Source organism: Sphingobacterium sp. UBA5670, assembly GCF_002420705.1.
In the GTDB taxonomy this organism is placed as follows: Bacteria; Bacteroidota; Bacteroidia; order Sphingobacteriales; family Sphingobacteriaceae; genus Sphingobacterium.
The window spans coordinates 235187-251970 of sequence record NZ_DIIM01000002.1; the positions used below are offsets into that span (position 1 = coordinate 235187).

General features: G+C 39.4%; 16 protein-coding genes. 7 read left to right on the plus strand and 9 right to left on the minus strand.

Annotated elements, in window-relative coordinates; translation table 11 throughout:
• Positions 1-161 precede the first annotated feature (161 nt).
• Entirely contained in the window at positions 162-1541 is a 1380-nt protein-coding gene (gene mnmE / locus B3C94_RS01975; RefSeq protein ID WP_293898149.1) for a tRNA uridine-5-carboxymethylaminomethyl(34) synthesis GTPase MnmE, read from the minus strand.
• A gap of 177 nt (positions 1542-1718) precedes the next feature.
• On the opposite strand from mnmE, the gene B3C94_RS01980 reads away from it, so the two are divergent.
• Positions 1719-2204, plus strand: a complete 486-nt coding sequence (locus B3C94_RS01980; protein ID WP_293898152.1) for a hypothetical protein — start codon at positions 1719-1721, stop codon at positions 2202-2204.
• Between the two features lie 68 nt (positions 2205-2272).
• On the opposite strand, the gene xpt is transcribed toward B3C94_RS01980, so the two are convergent.
• The 3 genes from xpt to B3C94_RS01995 form a co-directional block, all read right to left on the minus strand.
• Positions 2273-2848: a xanthine phosphoribosyltransferase gene (gene xpt, locus B3C94_RS01985; RefSeq protein ID WP_293898155.1), complete on the minus strand. Its 576-nt coding sequence runs from the start codon at positions 2846-2848 to the stop codon at positions 2273-2275.
• A 55-nt stretch (positions 2849-2903) separates the two neighbouring features.
• The gene (locus B3C94_RS01990) at positions 2904-4682 is read right to left on the minus strand and encodes an AMP-dependent synthetase/ligase (RefSeq protein WP_293898159.1); all 1779 of its coding nucleotides are present in this window, start codon (positions 4680-4682) and stop codon (positions 2904-2906) included.
• 265 nt (positions 4683-4947) lie between these two features.
• A complete protein-coding gene (locus B3C94_RS01995) occupies positions 4948-6141 on the minus strand; it encodes a proline dehydrogenase family protein (RefSeq protein WP_293898162.1) in 1194 nt (397 codons plus the stop codon).
• A gap of 95 nt (positions 6142-6236) precedes the next feature.
• Here B3C94_RS01995 and B3C94_RS02000 point away from each other — a divergent pair, with 95 nt between their 5' ends.
• From B3C94_RS02000 to B3C94_RS02010, 3 genes are all read left to right on the plus strand, one after another.
• Positions 6237-6443 (plus strand): RNA-binding S4 domain-containing protein, encoded by a 207-nt coding sequence (locus B3C94_RS02000; protein WP_070568728.1) that lies wholly within the window; start codon positions 6237-6239, stop codon positions 6441-6443.
• A gap of 50 nt (positions 6444-6493) precedes the next feature.
• Positions 6494-7561 (plus strand): 3-dehydroquinate synthase, encoded by a 1068-nt coding sequence (gene aroB / locus B3C94_RS02005; protein ID WP_293898168.1) that lies wholly within the window; start codon positions 6494-6496, stop codon positions 7559-7561.
• A 118-nt stretch (positions 7562-7679) separates the two neighbouring features.
• A complete protein-coding gene (locus B3C94_RS02010; RefSeq protein ID WP_293898171.1) occupies positions 7680-8393 on the plus strand; it encodes a ThuA domain-containing protein in 714 nt (237 codons plus the stop codon).
• 144 nt (positions 8394-8537) lie between these two features.
• On the opposite strand, the gene B3C94_RS02015 is transcribed toward B3C94_RS02010, so the two are convergent.
• Both B3C94_RS02015 and B3C94_RS02020 read right to left on the minus strand, forming a co-directional pair.
• Positions 8538-10424: a TonB-dependent receptor plug domain-containing protein gene (locus B3C94_RS02015; protein ID WP_293898174.1), complete on the minus strand. Its 1887-nt coding sequence runs from the start codon at positions 10422-10424 to the stop codon at positions 8538-8540.
• Positions 10425-10527: 103 nt separating this feature from the next.
• Positions 10528-11478, minus strand: coding sequence for a zinc dependent phospholipase C family protein (locus B3C94_RS02020; protein ID WP_293898177.1), 951 nt, complete (start codon positions 11476-11478; stop codon positions 10528-10530).
• A 180-nt stretch (positions 11479-11658) separates the two neighbouring features.
• Between B3C94_RS02020 and B3C94_RS02025 the strand changes: the two genes are divergently transcribed.
• The 3 genes from B3C94_RS02025 to B3C94_RS02035 are packed head-to-tail and all read left to right on the plus strand — an operon-like array spanning position 11659 to position 14275.
• Positions 11659-12645 (plus strand): glycosyltransferase family protein, encoded by a 987-nt coding sequence (locus B3C94_RS02025; protein WP_293898180.1) that lies wholly within the window; start codon positions 11659-11661, stop codon positions 12643-12645.
• 6 nt (positions 12646-12651) lie between these two features.
• Positions 12652-13383, plus strand: coding sequence for an FKBP-type peptidyl-prolyl cis-trans isomerase (locus B3C94_RS02030; protein WP_293898183.1), 732 nt, complete (start codon positions 12652-12654; stop codon positions 13381-13383).
• Positions 13370-14275, plus strand: coding sequence for an aldo/keto reductase (locus B3C94_RS02035; RefSeq protein ID WP_293898186.1), 906 nt, complete (start codon positions 13370-13372; stop codon positions 14273-14275). Before B3C94_RS02030 ends, B3C94_RS02035 begins: the two co-directional genes overlap by 14 nt.
• Before the next feature lie 6 nt (positions 14276-14281).
• Here B3C94_RS02035 and kdsB read toward each other — a convergent pair whose 3' ends face one another.
• The 3 genes from kdsB to trpS all read right to left on the minus strand — a co-directional run bounded on the left by kdsB (position 14282) and on the right by trpS (position 16744).
• On the minus strand, positions 14282-15025 hold the full coding sequence (kdsB, locus tag B3C94_RS02040; RefSeq protein WP_293898189.1) for a 3-deoxy-manno-octulosonate cytidylyltransferase: 744 nt from the start codon (positions 15023-15025) through the stop codon (positions 14282-14284).
• Between the two features lie 90 nt (positions 15026-15115).
• Positions 15116-15733: a deoxynucleoside kinase gene (locus B3C94_RS02045; protein WP_209575502.1), complete on the minus strand. Its 618-nt coding sequence runs from the start codon at positions 15731-15733 to the stop codon at positions 15116-15118.
• 12 nt (positions 15734-15745) lie between these two features.
• Positions 15746-16744 carry a tryptophan--tRNA ligase gene (gene trpS / locus B3C94_RS02050; RefSeq protein WP_293898194.1) on the minus strand — a complete coding sequence of 333 codons (999 nt, stop codon included), beginning with the start codon at positions 16742-16744 and terminating at the stop codon, positions 15746-15748.
• Positions 16745-16784: the final 40 nt, after the last annotated feature.

The following is a 16784-nucleotide window of genomic DNA, read 5'->3' on the forward strand; positions in this document are numbered from 1 at the left end:
TCTATAAGTCTATTTTTTTCCAATATCTTGTATTGCTGTTTGGAGCGGCGAATAAAGGGCTCTCGGTAATAAAAGTAGTAGGAATTAGAGAGTAGTTAATACCAATAAACCACCTTCTGAGTTTTGGGGCAGAAAGTGATTTATTGGTATTTTTCTAGGAGTTATTTTCCGATACAGAACTTCGAAAAGATATTATCCAATAAATCGTCTGTCGAAACACTTCCTGTAATCTCACCAAGATGATATAAGGCTTGACGAATATCCATAGCTAGAAAGTCTGAAGTGACCGGATTGTCAATACCATATATAACACGTTCCAGTGAATCTGCTGTTTTTTGCAGCGCTTCTACGTGACGAATATTGGTCACCATGACATCATCCGTATTGAGATTTCCTAATTGTACCCGATTGATTAATTCATCCTTCAATTCTTCGACGCCGGTCTGTTCTTTTGCTGAAATATAAAGCGGATTTAGCGCATTATAAGCCGCTTTCTGTTCCTCAGAAAGTAGATCAGATTTATTAATAATGGTAACAAATGGAATATGGAGATTCTCAATCTCAGGTAACTGAGACTGTACTTCTTCAACTTTGTCTTGCGTTGGATCGAAAAGGTAAATAATCAATCGCGCCTGTTTCATCTTTTCGCGCGTACGTTCAACTCCTTTGGCTTCGATCACATCTGCAGTTTCCCGTATACCTGCCGTGTCAATAAATCGGAATGTGACACCATGAATATTAATTTCATCTTCAATAGTATCACGTGTAGTCCCTGCAATATCGGAAACGATAGCCCGTTCTTCATTTAAAAAAGCGTTCAGTAACGTTGATTTTCCAACATTAGGTTTTCCGGCAATAACGACGGGGACACCATTTTTCAGGACGTTGCCTTGTTCAAAAGATTGAACTAATTTTTGAACAATGACCTGTATTTTATTAATTAGATTTTTAAGTTGATCTCTGTTTGCAAATTCCACATCTTCTTCCGAAAAATCAAGCTCTAACTCAATAAGTGAAGCAAAGTGAATGAGATCTTCACGAAGGGATTTAAGCTGATTGGAAAAACCGCCCCGCATCTGTTGCATCGCCACTTGATGAGAAGCTGCAGAATTGGATGCAATTAAATCGGCTACCGCTTCCGCCTGGGATAGATCCATTCCTCCATTGAGGAAGGCACGTAAGGTAAATTCTCCCGGACGAGCGGCACGTGCTCCTTTTTTGATCAGTAAGCTAACAACTCTTTCGATAATGTATTTGGAGTTATGCGTTGATATTTCTACCGAATTTTCTCTGGTATAGGAGTTCGGGGCTACAAATAAAGAAACAAGTACTTCATCGATAATTTCTTCACCATCGCGTATTGTTCCAAAATGAATCGTATGAGATGCTTGTTGAAGCAGGTTCTTTCCTTTAAATATTTCGTTTGTAATTTTTATGGCATGCTGGCCCGAAACGCGTATGACTGCAATTGCTCCATTTGTTCCGGAGGATGTCGCTAATGCAACAATGGTATCTTCAGTGATATATCCCGTATTTGACATGATGCAAAGATACATTAAATTGAAGTAATGGATTCCATATATTGCAGCACAAATTAAATTCGTCTTGATCGATTAAACCTTTGTTCAAACATTTAAGTCATACCCATAGAAACGCTTGTAAAAAAGAATGAAACACAGGCAGAGTGGAATTGATTTTTAAATTTAAATTATACTGTTATGAGAAAGATGATATACTTCGCGTTGGCAATTGGCGGTTTAGTCTTCATGGCTCCCCAGCAATCCTCAGCTCAACATCGTGGACATGAAAGAGAATGGAAACAGGACAAAGAGCGTAGAAAATATGAAGAGAAAAGGGATAAGGAATATCGGAAATATCTAGAAAAACGCGAAAAAGAAGATCGTAAATATCATAGAGAAGTTGCCAAGTCTTATCGAAAAGGATACCGTCATGGGGCACCGGCTTGGGCAAGAGCACATCGTTACGATAGTAGACACCATGTATACTTTAGAGATTACAAAACATTCTACGACCCTTACAGAGGAGGTTATGTGTATATGCGCAATGGTCGTTGGAATTTTTCAGCAAATGTACCTTCATTTATGTTGAATGTCAACTTGGGAGCGGCCAATATCCGGATTGTAAAAGATGTTGCAATTAGCAGACATCCTGAAGATTTTTACAACGACTACCGTTGGGATTAGAAAGAATTTATCTTGTTGTTTGAATAAAAAGCCTCAATCTTGATTAAGATGAGGCTTTTATTTTTCTTTTAATCTTCTTCGAAACCAACTTTATTGACTTCAAGCGACTTAATACGTGCTAAAGATACGACCCTTAAATCGGATAATTCTCTCAATCTTTTGCCCCCTTCCTGAAAAGATTTTTCGATGATAAATCCCATGCCGAGCAATGATGCCCCTGATTGCTTGACCAGATCAAGCATGCCAAATGCGGCATTTCCATTCGCTAAAAAGTCGTCTATGAAAAGAACATTGTCTCCGGGCGCAAGAAATTCTTTACTGACACAGATGTCGTAAGTTCTATTTTTAGTAAAAGAATGTACCTGGCTTACATATATATCAGCCATGGTGGTGGGTTTTGCCTTTTTAACAAATACAACCGGAAGTTCCAGGAGATACCCAAGCATGATGGCCGGAGCGATGCCACTTGCTTCAATCGTGATAATTTTATTAATTGGTAAGTCTGCAAAGCGACGCACAAATTCAACCGCAATAGATTTCATCAATACAGGATCCATCTGATGATTGATGAAGTTGTCTACTTTAAGTATGCCGCCTTCAAGACTTTTGCCATCATGAAGGATTCTATCCTTTAATAATTTCATGTTTTATTCGTATTAGTACTATGCTGCCGTGGTAAGATTTTACTTTGTTGACAGATTAATCCATCTCCATTTGATAGAGGTTGTTGAACTCCTCCTGATGGTGTTCGAGAATTACTTTCCGTTTCATTTTCAGTGTCGGTGTTAATTCCCCGTTTTCAATAGTAAATTCATCTGTTAAAATAATTGGTTTTTTAATCTGCTCCCAGTTCCCAAAATGCTGGTTTGCACGACGTACCTCCTGATTGACTTTTTTAACAATTGCAGGGTCGGTCAGAAAATCATCCTTCGTCATGGTTGCAAGTTCTGGCGCGTCTGTTTTAGCCCAGTCTAACAAATGAGCATAGTTTGGAACAATAAAGGCGGAGGCAAATTTCATTCCGTCACCAATTACCATTGCCTGTTCAATAAATTTAGATTCAACGAGTTTCGTTTCGATAGGTTGAGGGATGACATACTTTCCACCGGAAATTTTAAACATTTCCTTTTTTCGGTCAATGATTTTCAAGAATTTCTCGTCTTCCCATTTGCCAATATCACCCGTATGCAGCCAACCATCGATGATAGTTTTATCCGTTTCGGCCTTATTCTTATAATATCCCATCATGACATTGGGTCCTTTAACCAGTATTTCTCCATCTTCAGCTAGTTTAATTTCGACAAAACGGACGGGAAGTCCAACAGTTCCAATACGTATTCCCTTGATGTAGTGATTGACGGAAATTAATGGCGAGGCCTCGGTCATACCATATCCTTCATATAAGGGGATACCAGCAGCCAGGAAAGCGCGTGTTAATTTACTATGCAGGGAAGCTGATCCTGAAGCGACGGTGAGCAATTCTCCGCCTAGCGCTTCGTACCATTTATTGAGTACAAGCTGTTTGGCCAGTTTCAATTTGACGTTATAAGCAAAGCTCCTTTTCTTGGGATTGGGATCATATTCTTCCGCAATGGAAACTGCCCAGTCAAATACCTTTCTTTTGAAGCCAGTGAGATCGTGACCTGTCTTCATGATTTTCTCGTAGACTTTCTCAAGAATACGGGGGACAACGGTCATGATATGGGGTTTTACCTCTCTTAGATTATCACCAATCTTATCAAAAGATTCTGCAATATAAATCGTAAAGCCAAGATACATGTAGGTATATAAGACCATACGCTCATAGGCGTGGCAGGGCGGGAGGAAGGTCAGTCCACGGTCATACGCTTTACAAGGAGTAATTTCTGCAGCACCCAATACATTGGAAAATATATTATTATGCGAAAGCATAACACCCTTTGGTTTGCCCGTGGTTCCGGAAGTGTAAATCAATGTAGCGAGATCTTCCGGTTTAACCTGATCTCGTAGAAGCGCTAGTTTTTCCGAAGAGCAATTTGAGCCTATGTCATTGAGTTCTTTCCAGCTGCGTGTCCCTTCCTGATCTGCGATGCAAAAAATATACTTCAATGTATAGATTGAATCGGTTAGATTCATCAAGCGGTCATACAGGCCCTTGTTGCTGACAATACACACTCTTATTTCGGCATCATTAAAGATATATTGATAGTCTGTATCCGTAATATTTGGGTAGATGGCCACCACTACTGCACCAATTTGCTGGATTGCAAAATCAATCAGATGCCATTCCATGCTACTGCCGGCAATGAGACCAACTTTTTCGCTTGGTTTTACACCGAGTTCAATTAAACCTTTGGAGAGATTGTCTACTTGCTCAAGAAAATCTGCTGTTTTGATGTAATTCCACTTGCCGTCTATTTTGTGTGCAAATATGTCAAGATTGGGGTATTTGCCCATCTGTTGACGCGCAAGATCAAATAATCTAAGTTTTTCCTCCATTTCAAATGTATTCTTTTAAGCTCTCGGGGAGCACTCTTCCACTATGAACTCTGTTTTAAGGGAAAAGTTTGCAAACATAAATAATAGTTTTAAGAATTTTGGAATGATTTTGTAATTAGGTTGTTCCAAACGTTAAGGTGAGGGTATAGGACGCTCGAAGGATCTTTTTGTTTTTCAAAAGTCCGGTATTTATTGTGAGGTGTTTGAGGAAAACTCTTTAAGCAGATTGAATGGATATTTGCTGTCTATAAAAAAAAGCTAGTCGTTATCGACTAGCTTTTCTTCTTTGTTTTTCTTTAATCAAAAGCCCGAGCTCTCGACCTGTCGCTCCGGCGACTGATGTATTTTCTTGTGCTCTACGGAAAAGGTACGGCATAACAGCCTTGACCGGCCCATAAGGCATGTATTTAGCTACATTGTAACCGTGCGCTGCTAAATTGAAGCTAAGATTGTCAGACATTCCCAATAGCTGGGCAAAGAAGATACGATCAGTGGATCTATCGATACCACGTCTGTCAATTTCTTTTGCCAATAGCATGCTGCTATCCTCATTATGAGTACCTGCCATAAGTCCAAAGTTGTCCAAATGATCTAATATAAATTCAATGGCCTCATTGTAATCTCTATCGGACGCTTCTTTATTCGGTTGGATCGGATCCGGATAACCTTTTTGAGCTGCACGTGCACGTTCTATTTCCATATATGCACCACGTACGATTTTAGCTCCCATGTGAAATCCTCTTACTTTCGCATATTCAAAATCAGCTTTCAAAGAAGCTAACTTATCACTGCGGTACAATTGGTATGTATTATATACAATTGGTTTTTCCATATTGTATTTTTCCATCATCTCGCGGGCAATGTCATCGATAGCATCTTGAATCCATGAATGTTCAGCATCGACTAATACTTTTACACCTGCAGCGTGACAGGCCTTGCAGATACGGTCTGTACGATCTAACATACGTTGATACTCTGCCTGCTCACTTTCTGTTAGCGTCTCTTTGGCATTAACCTTCTCAAACAGTTCAAATCGCCCCAAACCTGTTGGTTTAAATACGGAGAATGGAATGTATTTGTTTTTGCTGGCAGCAACTACGGTACGCAGTACTTCGTTACAACAAGCGTCAAATGCAGTTTCAGTTTCTTCTCCTTCAACAGAATAGTCCAATATTGTGCCTACACCGTTCTCTCCCAATTCGTTGATGGCTGTTTCGCAACCCTCGATGGTTTCTCCACCACAAAAATGTTTGAAGATTGTTTTACGGATGATGCCTTGGATAGGTAGTCCTATGTTCAGTGCAAAGTTGGTCATCGACGGACCTACCTTTGTCAAGAAGTTATTCGCTATTATTTTGAATAACCAATACGCTCTTTCCAAATCCTTATCACTTTTACTTTTAAAAGCAATCTCTGTATTATCAAAGGATAATGTCTTGGGCTCAGAATTCTCAATCATAATCTTTATTTGCAATAAGGCAAATGTAGCAATTTACTAAGCATTAAAACGATGATTATTCTTGTATTCCTCAGTGAAACCACTATTTTTGTGGAATGCAAGAATTTAAAATCGAGGGCGAATACATACAGCTTATACAGTTACTTAAAGCTTTAAATTGGGTTGAGCATGGTGCTATGGCTCAATGGGTTGTGGCGGAAGGGTATGTGAAATACAATGGGCAGGTCGATTATCGGAAAAGACTCAAATTAAGACCAGGAGATGTTGTTGAATTTGATGGGATGCAAATAAAATTGGTGTAATATTAAACAATATTGGTAAATAGAAAACTTAAACCTTAAAGAATCGTAGCATGGAAGTCATAGAAAGTTTGGGCTATCAGGTATATTTTGATGATACTTTGGCCTCTTTAGAGGCATTTTTAGCTGAGCGCAATTACTCAAAGATCATCGTTTTGGTGGATACCAATACCTTAGATAATTGTTTGCCTTTATTTCAGCAAGCCTTACCCAATTTGGCGAATTATGATGTCATTGAAGTGGATCCGGGGGAGGAGAATAAAAATATTGATTTCTGTATTGGCGTATGGCATAATATGCTCGATTTTGGAGCCGATAGACATTCGTTGATGATCAATCTTGGGGGCGGTGTTGTAACAGATATGGGCGGATTTGCAGCATCTACTTTCAAAAGAGGAATGGATTTTATCCAAATCCCAACGACATTATTGTCTCAAGTAGACGCGTCAGTAGGAGGCAAGACCGGTATCGACATGGGGAGTGTAAAAAATATTATTGGAACTTTTGCACAGCCACAGGCCGTTTTTATTTCAAGTCAGTTTTTGAAAACCTTAGATCAACGTCAGTTAATCTCAGGTTTCGCGGAAGTGATCAAACATGGACTTATTTTCGATCGCGCTTATTATGAGCAGGTAAAGGCTCTTGAAATTGATCAAATCGATAATTCCTTGGTTAAGCACTCTGTTTCGATCAAAAATCGTGTTATTCTTGAGGATCCTAAGGAGAAAGGGCTCCGTAAAATTTTAAACTTTGGTCATACCATTGGTCATGCCATTGAAGGATACTCTTTGCTGAATGATTCTTCTCCTTTGTTACATGGAGAAGCTATTGCGGCCGGAATGATTTGTGAAGGGTATCTGTCGCATAAATTAAATGGTCTGTCCTTGGATGAATTAAACGATCTGATCCAAACGTTCAGAAGATATTTTAAGGATTATACGTTTGATTCTTCTATTGACACTGCGCTGTTAGATTTGATGCGGAACGATAAGAAAAACCTGTCCAATCAGATTGGTTTTGCGCTGCTTAATCAAATTGGCAGCTGTCAATATGATATCTATGTGTCCGAAGATGACATTATAGAAAGTCTTGATTTTTATCGGGAGTTAATTACTTCATAAAATAAGGGAAATGTCCTATAGCGGGAGAATATAGGGCATTTTCTACTTTCAATTTTTAGCATAATATTGTTGCTGGAAATCGCAAACCTAAACTTAAATCATTATAACCATTTATATCATGAATAGAATCTTCATTTTTCTGTTGCTCCTCTTTGGGGTATCAATTGCAGTTAACGCGCAAAAACAAGTACTGATCTTTAGTAAAACAAAAGGGTTTAGACACGGTAGTATTGAAAAAGGAGCGGAGGTGCTCAAACAATTACTCGATAAGGAAAAGATAAAGTCTGATCATTCTGAGGATGCGGCTTTATTTACAGACCAGGGATTAAAAAAATACGACGCTATTATTTTTCTGAGCACGACCGGCGATATCCTTGATGGTGCACAACAAGAAGCCTTTGTGCGGTATATACAATCAGGTAAGGGATTTGTGGGCATCCACGCTGCGACGGATACTGAGTTTGATTGGCCTTGGTATAATGGTCTGGTTGGTGCATATTTTTCATCTCATCCTGCTGTGCAAAAGGCTAAAATTGATGTACTGGATAGAAAACATGCTGCTACGAAACATCTTGATCCGATTTGGTGGCACAAGGATGAATGGTATAATTTCAAGGATGTGAAAGAGGGATTGCATGTTTTAATGAATTTAGATGAAAAAAGCTACCAAGGTGGAAAAATGGGTGATCAACATCCGATTTCCTGGACGCAGAACTATGATGGTGGCAAAGTATTTTATACAGGTCTAGGCCACACCGAGGAGTCTTATGATGAGCCTGAATTTCAAAAACATTTAATCGGCGGGATTTTATCGGTTCTTCCGAAGAAATAGTAAGCTATGGTTGTCAGTTTAAAAAAGAAGTAAGCGCCTGAATAATGAGCGTACCATGAAAAACCCCAAATGGAATGACCATTTGGGGTTTTTTTATTGCGAATGGCAAAATGTGTAGCCAACTAATTTTACTCTTTATTGGATTTAGTAATTTAGTTTGTATTTTGCCCCCAGGCTAAACCAACGTCCCGGCATGGGAACAGCGGCTGCTTCGATATAACTCTTATCGAATATGTTTTGCACATCCGCAAAGATGTTTAGGTCATGGAATTGGTAGGCCGCTCTTATATCTGCGATAAAATAAGATTTGTAACTTATACGTTCATTAAAACGGTTGGCAGTGGTTAACATCCAATTTTTGTGGTTTACTGTAAAGTTGATGATAACTTGGTGTCTTAGGCTCTCTATTGCATATTTGGACAATACTCCATCAGCCAACGTTACACTAGGCTTGAGGTAATTGTAGCTAAGGGTTGTAAAATAGCGTGTCGTGGCACTGGGATCATTGATATTGTATCGGAAAGATGCATTCAATCCATCGATTTTATTTTTCCCAATATTTGTTGGCTGCCAAGGAATAACTGCTCCGGGCGCGGCATTGGCATCGGTTTTTTGCCAGTCGATGAAATCGTCTATTTTACGGTGGAAATAACCCGCTTGGGCAACAATCCGATTGGATAGATATTTGATCCCCCCCTCAATCTGATAGGCATTTTCGGAGGTAAGGTTTGGATTTCCGATGTTAGCCGTTTGATTATTGTAAAGATCTGTAAAAGAAGGGACTCGTTGGCTTGATCCTGCATTAACGACGATCTTCCAATGCTCAGTAATATCGTATCCTAAGTCGAGACCTGGAAATACCTGCCAGCCAAATTTTGAGTTATAATTGATATATGCTCCGGCATTGATCATCAGTTTTTCGATCGCTTCCGTTTTGAATTCAAGATAGCCGCCGTAATTTTTGCGGTCGTGACGGCCAATACTGGTGCTATTGATATGTTCAAACCTACTTTCTAGTCCTAGGCCGAAGGTTCCATAACGCTGCTCTAATGCAGCATTGATTTCTGCGCCAAAAACATTACTATAGTGTTTGGCTCTTCCTTTTGTCGTTTCCCTTCCTAAATACCAATATTCATCTTCGTTATAACGATTACTAAGACGTGGACTGATCGAAAATGCCGATGTTAATTGATGCTTGGACTGCAGGGAAGCAAAAGCGGTCTTAACCTGCTCGTAAGCCTCCTTGTCGTTCGGCGCGGCATAGTAACCGTTGGCGCCAAATTGATTGTTGATATAGCCCACATTGGCTTGTACCATATTGGACGCATTAGGTTGGTATGTCCCGTCATAATAGAGTTTATTGTTGTTGGATGCTGTATTGTAACGTTGTCCATTCGAGTCTTCATGGCCAAAATATAAACCGTGGCTCGTCTGCTTGGTACGGAATTGTGATCCAAGCTGAACCCCCTTACCATAATACTTCCCTGTGCTCGTCTGTTCATTATCTTTGAATGAGGATCCGCTGTATACTTGGGCGCTAATCTGATTTGATTCAATTTTCTTTGTTACGATATTAATGGCGCCGGTGAGGGCATTGATACCGAAAATCCGTGATGCTGGCCCTCTGATGATTTCGATCCGCTCGATGGCTTCGAGTGGGACGGGAAGATTCATGTTGTGATGGGCACTCTGTGGATCGGTAATTTTAACTCCGTTGAGTAGGATCGCGGTTTGTTCAAAAGAGCCACCGTCGATACTAATATCAGCCTGTGAGCCAAATGGTCCACGTTGACGAACATCAACTCCGGGGATATTAGTAAGCAATTCGTTAATTGATCGATTTGGGAGTCTTTGAATATCTTCCTGTGTCAATATCTGTATATTCTTGCTTTGTTTGGAAAAAGGAATCTGTAAGCGATTTTGATTAATAATGACTTCGCTCAAGGCAGTGGTATCCTTGATCTGTGCCGATGCAGCCCCTATACTCAGCACTACTGCAAGTTTGGTTAACGTAATCTTTTTATTCAACATGATTTTTTCATAGCTTTTACGCTGCAAAAGTAACTTAGCTGATTAAAAAACTAATAGTCCGGTATTAATATAGTAAGTAGTCCGGCTGAACATTGCTATTTATCTACATCCACTCTTCCCGGCCGATTGGTTTTTTCCCAGTTATATCAATGGGATCTTGCTTGTCAATTATTTTTGTTTTTTCAATGTTGCTTAGGTCAGGTTGACCAGATTCAATCCATGCAGAATACCAATAGGAGGAAATACGTAAAATTGCTTTTTGCATTCTCCTTTCGACCATGCCGTTCATGGTCTTATGATAAGCAATCGCGTAGTTGTCTGAATAAGTCCATACCAGTTGGTTATTTCGTTCAATAAAAGATTTCTTTTGAGAAGCTTTAAACTGACGATTGAGATTGGCTTCGATGTTTAGGACGGAATCGACAAGGCGATTGCTTTCGCGGATGATTTGCCATGCTTCTGCCAAAGGATCCTTAACATAGCAGGCTTTTCCAACCAAGAGATTGTATTTTTCGGAAAACATTTCTGGTAAGCGACTTTCCCAGAATGCGTGTATACCTATTTGATTTGTCAGCTGTCCATTGTAATTTTTAGTGGTATGCAACGGTACATGGGCATCTGCTATATAATGGCCAAGTTCTGCTGAATGTTTGATGATCCGTTTATAATCTTTTGCTTGAAAAGCTTTAACAAGCTTTTGATAGGTAAGATTGATCTGCCAGGGGACAATACCATTCTTTAATAATTGTTTTTCCTGAAATTTTTCTTTGACCTGTGACCAATGTATAGGAATCGAATCGATTATTCTGTCTTCGCGATAGTCATCAATATCGATAAAATGTCTGGGACCTTCAGCGCTATCCGTGAAGCAACGCTTGTCTGGATCGACCGCTTTTTCGGTAATAAGGTCTATATTGACCTTATAGAATTTTGCCAGCTTTGCTGGAAGGGCGAAGACGGCATAGTGATTGATCTTTTTATGGGCAAAAAATCCCCACGATGTGAGCGTTAATATGGCCGCTGTGGCGAGCATCCAATAAAATAGAGACTTCATATGGTATCAAACTGGCTATTAATTAATTGTTGATATTAAATATACATAAAGGAAAATTAAAAATAGATTAATGGAATTACTTATTGATGTTAATTTATATTTTCTTAACATGTGTGAGCAATAAAATAATATTGATACTCGTTAAAATTGATTAATTTGCCGACACAAAATATAGTCGTTATGAAGATATTGTATGCCGTACAAGGAACAGGAAATGGGCATCTGAGCCGAGCGATGGATATTGTTCCGTGCTTGAGGGAGTTAGGGGAAGTAGATGTATTGGTGAGTGGAATTCAGGCGGATTTATCTTTACCCTTCGAAGTGAAATACCGTTTTCATGGCTTGAGTTTTATTTTTGGTAAATCAGGTGGGGTAGATTTATGGAAAACTTTTATGAGTTCGACGATCCGTAAATTTACCAATGAAATTAAGAGCTTACCCATTGAAAACTATGATCTCGTGATCAATGATTTTGAGCCGATTTCTGCTTGGGCTTGTCACTCCAAAGATTTGGAGTGCATTGGTTTGAGTCATCAGATAGCGGCCTTGGATCCTGCAAGCCCGAAGCCAGATGAGAGTGATATGCTGGGTAAATTTATTATGAAAAATTATGCGCCATCTACACATTCTTATGGCTTTCATTTCAAGCGTTACTCCAAGCATATTTATCCGCCGGTGATTCGTAATGCCGTACGCGAATTGAACGTAACAGATCAAGGTCATTACACTGTTTACCTCCCTGCGTATGACGACGCCCATTTATTGAAGCATTTGATGAAGTTTCCAGATGTGAAGTGGGATGTATTTAGCAAACATAATTCAAAGGCGTTTGAAATGAAAAATGTAACTATCAAACCGATCAATAACCAATCTTTTATTGATAGTATGGCCTCTTCTTCTGGAGTTTTATGTGGGGCAGGTTTTGAAACACCGGCAGAAGCGTTATATTTGAAAAAGAAACTGTTGGTTATCCCGATGAAAAATCAATATGAACAGCATTTGAACGCTGCATCTTTGGAGGAAATGGGGGTGCCTGTAATTTCGAGCTTAAAACAGAAAAACATGCTGGCGATAGAAGCCTGGCTCAACAGTAAATCTAGGGTTGAAGTTGATTACCCTAATATAACGCAAGAAATTATAAATGAAATCGTGCAGAAGCACCGTTAAACAAACATGAAGTATATTGCATTAGCCCTATTATCCTTGACAACTGTTACAGGATTTGCCCAACAAAAAAAGTCGAGCACGACCGCGAAGAAGAAGGTCGTTGCAGCTAAATCAAATGCAACAAATCAATTGCGAACAAAGGCAGATTCCGTGTCTTATGCATTTGGTGCTGATATCGGAAATTCACTAAAATCTATTGAAATCGATTATTTGAAGGCAGATGTTATTGCAAAAGCAATTTCGGACGTTTTGAAAGGAGAGAAGTCTCTATTGGAAGAAGGCCAAGGACGAGCTGTTATCCAACAGGCGATCATGGACGTTCGTGCTAAAAAAGAGGCTGCGAGCCGGGCTGAAGAAGATAAATTTTTTGCCGAAAATGCAAAGGTTGCTGGGATGAAATCTACAACTGAAGGAATTCAATATCTTGTTTTAAATCAAACCGAAGGTCCAAAGCCAAAAAGTGACGATGAGGTAACTGTGCATTATAAAGGTACCTTATTGAATGGAAAGCAATTTGATAGCTCATATGATCGTAAGGAGCCATTGAAACTATCCTTGGGTCAGGTGATCAAAGGTTGGCAGATTGGAATCCCGTTAATGTCCAAAGGTGCAAAGTATAAATTTTTTATACCAAGCAGATTAGCGTATGGCGAACGGGCAACAGGTGAAATTCCTGCAAACAGCACATTGGTGTTTGAGGTAGAATTGCTTGATATTGGTGCAGATGGAACAACGTAAATTAGGAAATACAAGCTTAATCGTTTCGGAAATAGGTTTGGGCTGCATGTCGCTAAAAGGCAATCAGTCCAAACAATCCAAAGATATTATCCAAAAAGCTTACGAGAAAGGGATCACTTTCTTCGATACGGCTGATCTCTATGATAAGGGTCAAAACGAGATGATCGTCGGGGAGAGTGTGCAAAGCTTTCGCAAGCATATTGTGCTGGCCTCAAAGGTAGGTAATCTTTGGCGTGCAGATGGTTCGGGTTGGGATTGGAAGGCCTCTAAAGATTATATTATCAAGGCTGTTGAAGGTTCGTTGTCACGTTTAAAAACGGATTACATAGATCTTTATCAGCTACATGGCGGTACGATAGAAGATCCGATAGAAGAAATTATTGAAGCTTTTGAACTGTTGAAGAAACAAGGCAAAATCCGTGCTTATGGTCTTTCATCCATTCGTCCGAATGTCATCAAAGCATTTCTAGCCAAATCTGATATTGCTTCGGTAATGATGCAATACAGTCTACTGGATCGACGGCCAGAAGAGGAAATCAGTGGCTTGCTAGTGGATAGAGGAGTAAATATCGTCGTGCGCGGAGCTTTAGCAAAAGGCCTTCTCATCAATAAGGCTATAGAACCATTTCTTCAATATAGTTCGGGTGAAGTATCCCATATTGTGAGAAACTTAATGAATCTTTCTAAGCGTATAGGTAAAGAAAATATGATTATTGCACTTTCATATGTCCTTTCCAATCCAGCCGTCGCCACAGCTGTAGTTGGTGTAAGTACCAAATTGCAGTTGGATGAACTGATCAGGGCAAAAGATCAGCTAATTAAGCTAAGTGATGCCGATAAACAGGTTCTATTAGAAGGTGTCCGGTCGTTATATTACACCGAACACCGGTAATTTTCACTATTTATTGAAAAATAGCTTTAGTATTTTGTCGAGGTCTTCTCGTGTGTCCACAGCGACAGTTTCATGGTTCGTAATTGCTGTTTTGATAGCGTAACCGTTTTCCAACCAGCGTAGCTGTTCCAATGCTTCTGCTTCTTCAAGCATGGAAATAGGAAGGTGTGTCAGTGCTTTTAAGGTATCTACCTGATAAGCATATATTCCGATATGTTTATAGAATGTTTGCTTTTGTAACCATTGTTCTTTTTCTACACCTCTTAAAAAAGGGATTGTCTGCCTGCTAAAGTAAATTGCTTCTCCTTTATTGTTTCTGACAACTTTAGGAATATTTACATTGAATAGATCCTCTTCATGCGTAATTTCCTTTACTAAGGTTGCAATTTGTGTATTCGGGACTTCGAAGCAGGTTGCTAATAGATCAATTTGTGCCGGATTGATAAAAGGTTCGTCACCCTGAATATTGATGGCAATATCATAACCTGGCATTTGGGCTATAACTTCAGCGCAGCGGTCTGTTCCAGATTGGTGATGCGATGCAGTCATGACAACTTTGCCTCCAAAAGACAATACATTGTCGACTATGCGCTGGTCGTCCGTTGCGACAACGACTTCGTTTAATCTTGTTGATTTTTTGACCTGCTCATAGACCCTTTGGATCATTGTTTTTCCTTCGATGTCGATCAGCGGTTTTCCAGGGAATCTGCTCGACGCAAATCTGGCGGGGATAATGCCTAAAAATTTCATCTTTTAATTTTTATCAATAGCTGGGGAGAATCCGTGTTTATCAAAAAGCCTGTAAAATTAAGGTATTTACAGGCTTTTCTTATTTAGTTATTATTCAAATAACCCGAATAGTTCGGCTTCGATTTTTTGAATGATACCACCGAGGTCTTCTGGATTTTTTGTGAAATCCAAATTGTCTTTGTCCAGAACCATTACTTTACCTTCTTTGTAATTATTGATCCATTTATCATATTTATCGTTGAGTTTCGATAAATAATCCAAGCGAATTGCTGATTCGTAATCACGGCCCCTTTTTTGAATATTATTAACCAAAGTAGGAACGGATGCTTTGAGGTAAATCAATAAATCCGGTGGTTTGATATAGTGGATGATGCTTTGAAAAATATTACTATAATTTTCAAAGTCACGCGCGCTCATTAAGCCCATATCATACAAGTTTTCGGCAAAAATATACGCATCTTCATAGATGGTACGATCTTGAATCATATCGATGCCTGTTTCCTGTAATTTTACAATATGTCTAAAGCGACTGTTTAGGAAAAAAATCTGAAGATTGAATGCCCAGCGTTTCATGTCTGAATAAAAATCTTCCAGATAAGGGTTGTTGTCTACAGCTTCAAACTGAGGTTCAAATTTGAAGTGGCTGGCCAACAACTCTGTTAATGTCGTTTTTCCGGCACCTATATTTCCAACGATAGCTATATGCATATTATTTCTAGCTTAATAAAATCTTTTAATACCAATTATCTCTCGAACCTCTTTCAGCGTTTTTCGGGCAGATTCGCTAGCCTTTTCAGCACCCATTTTCGCAACTTTTGCAATGTACGCATCGTCATTTGAAATATCTTCAATTCGTAAACGCACATCATTTGTCGCCAATACCATATCTTCTGCCAATTGCTTCTTAAAATCGCCATAACGAATTTCACATTTATTATAGAGATCGTCAAAATGTTGCAGTGTATCAGGGGTCGATACGACTTTCATCAAATCAAAGAGATTTTGAATGGCTTCGGGTTTTGGCTGATTCATTTCAGTTGGTCCGGAATCGGACACTGCACGCATTACTTTTTTGCGGATTACTGTTTCACTGTCCGAGAGATAAATACAATCTGCTTCGCCGTTTGACTTACCCATTTTCCCTTGGCCTGCTAGCCCCGGAACTTTAACTAATTTATCTGAATAGGAGAAGGCGAATGCTTCCTTGAAATAATCCACGTTATACAAGCGATTGAATCGATTGCCAAAAGTTCTTGTCATTTCCAGATGTTGTTCCTGATCCTTACCTACAGGAACCTTTGTGCCATGATGAATCAATATATCACAGGCCATCAGGACCGGATAGGTCAATAATCCTGCGTTGACATTATCGGGATTGCTTCTGACTTTGTCTTTAAACGCAGTAGCCCGTTCAAGTTCTCCAAGATAGGCGTTCATATTCATGTAAAGATAGAGTTCAGCAACTTCTGGAACGTCTGATTGAACGTAAATTGTCGATTTTTCTGGGTCTATTCCTGCTGCTAAATATTCGACAATAACTTGGCGAACTGTTCCCTGAAGGCCGTGCGGGGTGGGGTGCGTCGTCAGTGAATGTAAGTCTGCAATGAAAAAAAAGCAATTATATTCATTTTGCATTTTCACAAAATTGCTCAATGCGCCGTAGTAATTTCCTAAATGTAATTTTCCGGTACTTCTGATACCGCTAACAACTGTTTCCATATTCCTGCGAATTTACGTATAAATTTGACAAAGTCGAATT

Bases quoted from the DNA above. Each gene is read 5' to 3' on its own strand.
- mnmE (WP_293898149.1), bottom strand. From the start codon at position 1,541: ATGTCAAATACGGGATATATCACTGAAGATACCATTGTTGCATTAGCG.
- B3C94_RS01980 (WP_293898152.1), top strand. From the start codon at position 1,719: ATGAGAAAGATGATATACTTCGCGTTGGCAATTGGCGGTTTAGTCTTC.
- xpt (WP_293898155.1), bottom strand. From the start codon at position 2,848: ATGAAATTATTAAAGGATAGAATCCTTCATGATGGCAAAAGTCTTGAA.
- B3C94_RS01990 (WP_293898159.1), bottom strand. From the start codon at position 4,682: ATGGAGGAAAAACTTAGATTATTTGATCTTGCGCGTCAACAGATGGGC.
- B3C94_RS01995 (WP_293898162.1), bottom strand. From the start codon at position 6,141: ATGATTGAGAATTCTGAGCCCAAGACATTATCCTTTGATAATACAGAG.
- B3C94_RS02000 (WP_070568728.1), top strand. From the start codon at position 6,237: ATGCAAGAATTTAAAATCGAGGGCGAATACATACAGCTTATACAGTTA.
- aroB (WP_293898168.1), top strand. From the start codon at position 6,494: ATGGAAGTCATAGAAAGTTTGGGCTATCAGGTATATTTTGATGATACT.
- B3C94_RS02010 (WP_293898171.1), top strand. From the start codon at position 7,680: ATGAATAGAATCTTCATTTTTCTGTTGCTCCTCTTTGGGGTATCAATT.
- B3C94_RS02015 (WP_293898174.1), bottom strand. From the start codon at position 10,424: ATGTTGAATAAAAAGATTACGTTAACCAAACTTGCAGTAGTGCTGAGT.
- B3C94_RS02020 (WP_293898177.1), bottom strand. From the start codon at position 11,478: ATGAAGTCTCTATTTTATTGGATGCTCGCCACAGCGGCCATATTAACG.
- B3C94_RS02025 (WP_293898180.1), top strand. From the start codon at position 11,659: ATGAAGATATTGTATGCCGTACAAGGAACAGGAAATGGGCATCTGAGC.
- B3C94_RS02030 (WP_293898183.1), top strand. From the start codon at position 12,652: ATGAAGTATATTGCATTAGCCCTATTATCCTTGACAACTGTTACAGGA.
- B3C94_RS02035 (WP_293898186.1), top strand. From the start codon at position 13,370: ATGGAACAACGTAAATTAGGAAATACAAGCTTAATCGTTTCGGAAATA.
- kdsB (WP_293898189.1), bottom strand. From the start codon at position 15,025: ATGAAATTTTTAGGCATTATCCCCGCCAGATTTGCGTCGAGCAGATTC.
- B3C94_RS02045 (WP_209575502.1), bottom strand. From the start codon at position 15,733: ATGCATATAGCTATCGTTGGAAATATAGGTGCCGGAAAAACGACATTA.
- trpS (WP_293898194.1), bottom strand. From the start codon at position 16,744: ATGGAAACAGTTGTTAGCGGTATCAGAAGTACCGGAAAATTACATTTA.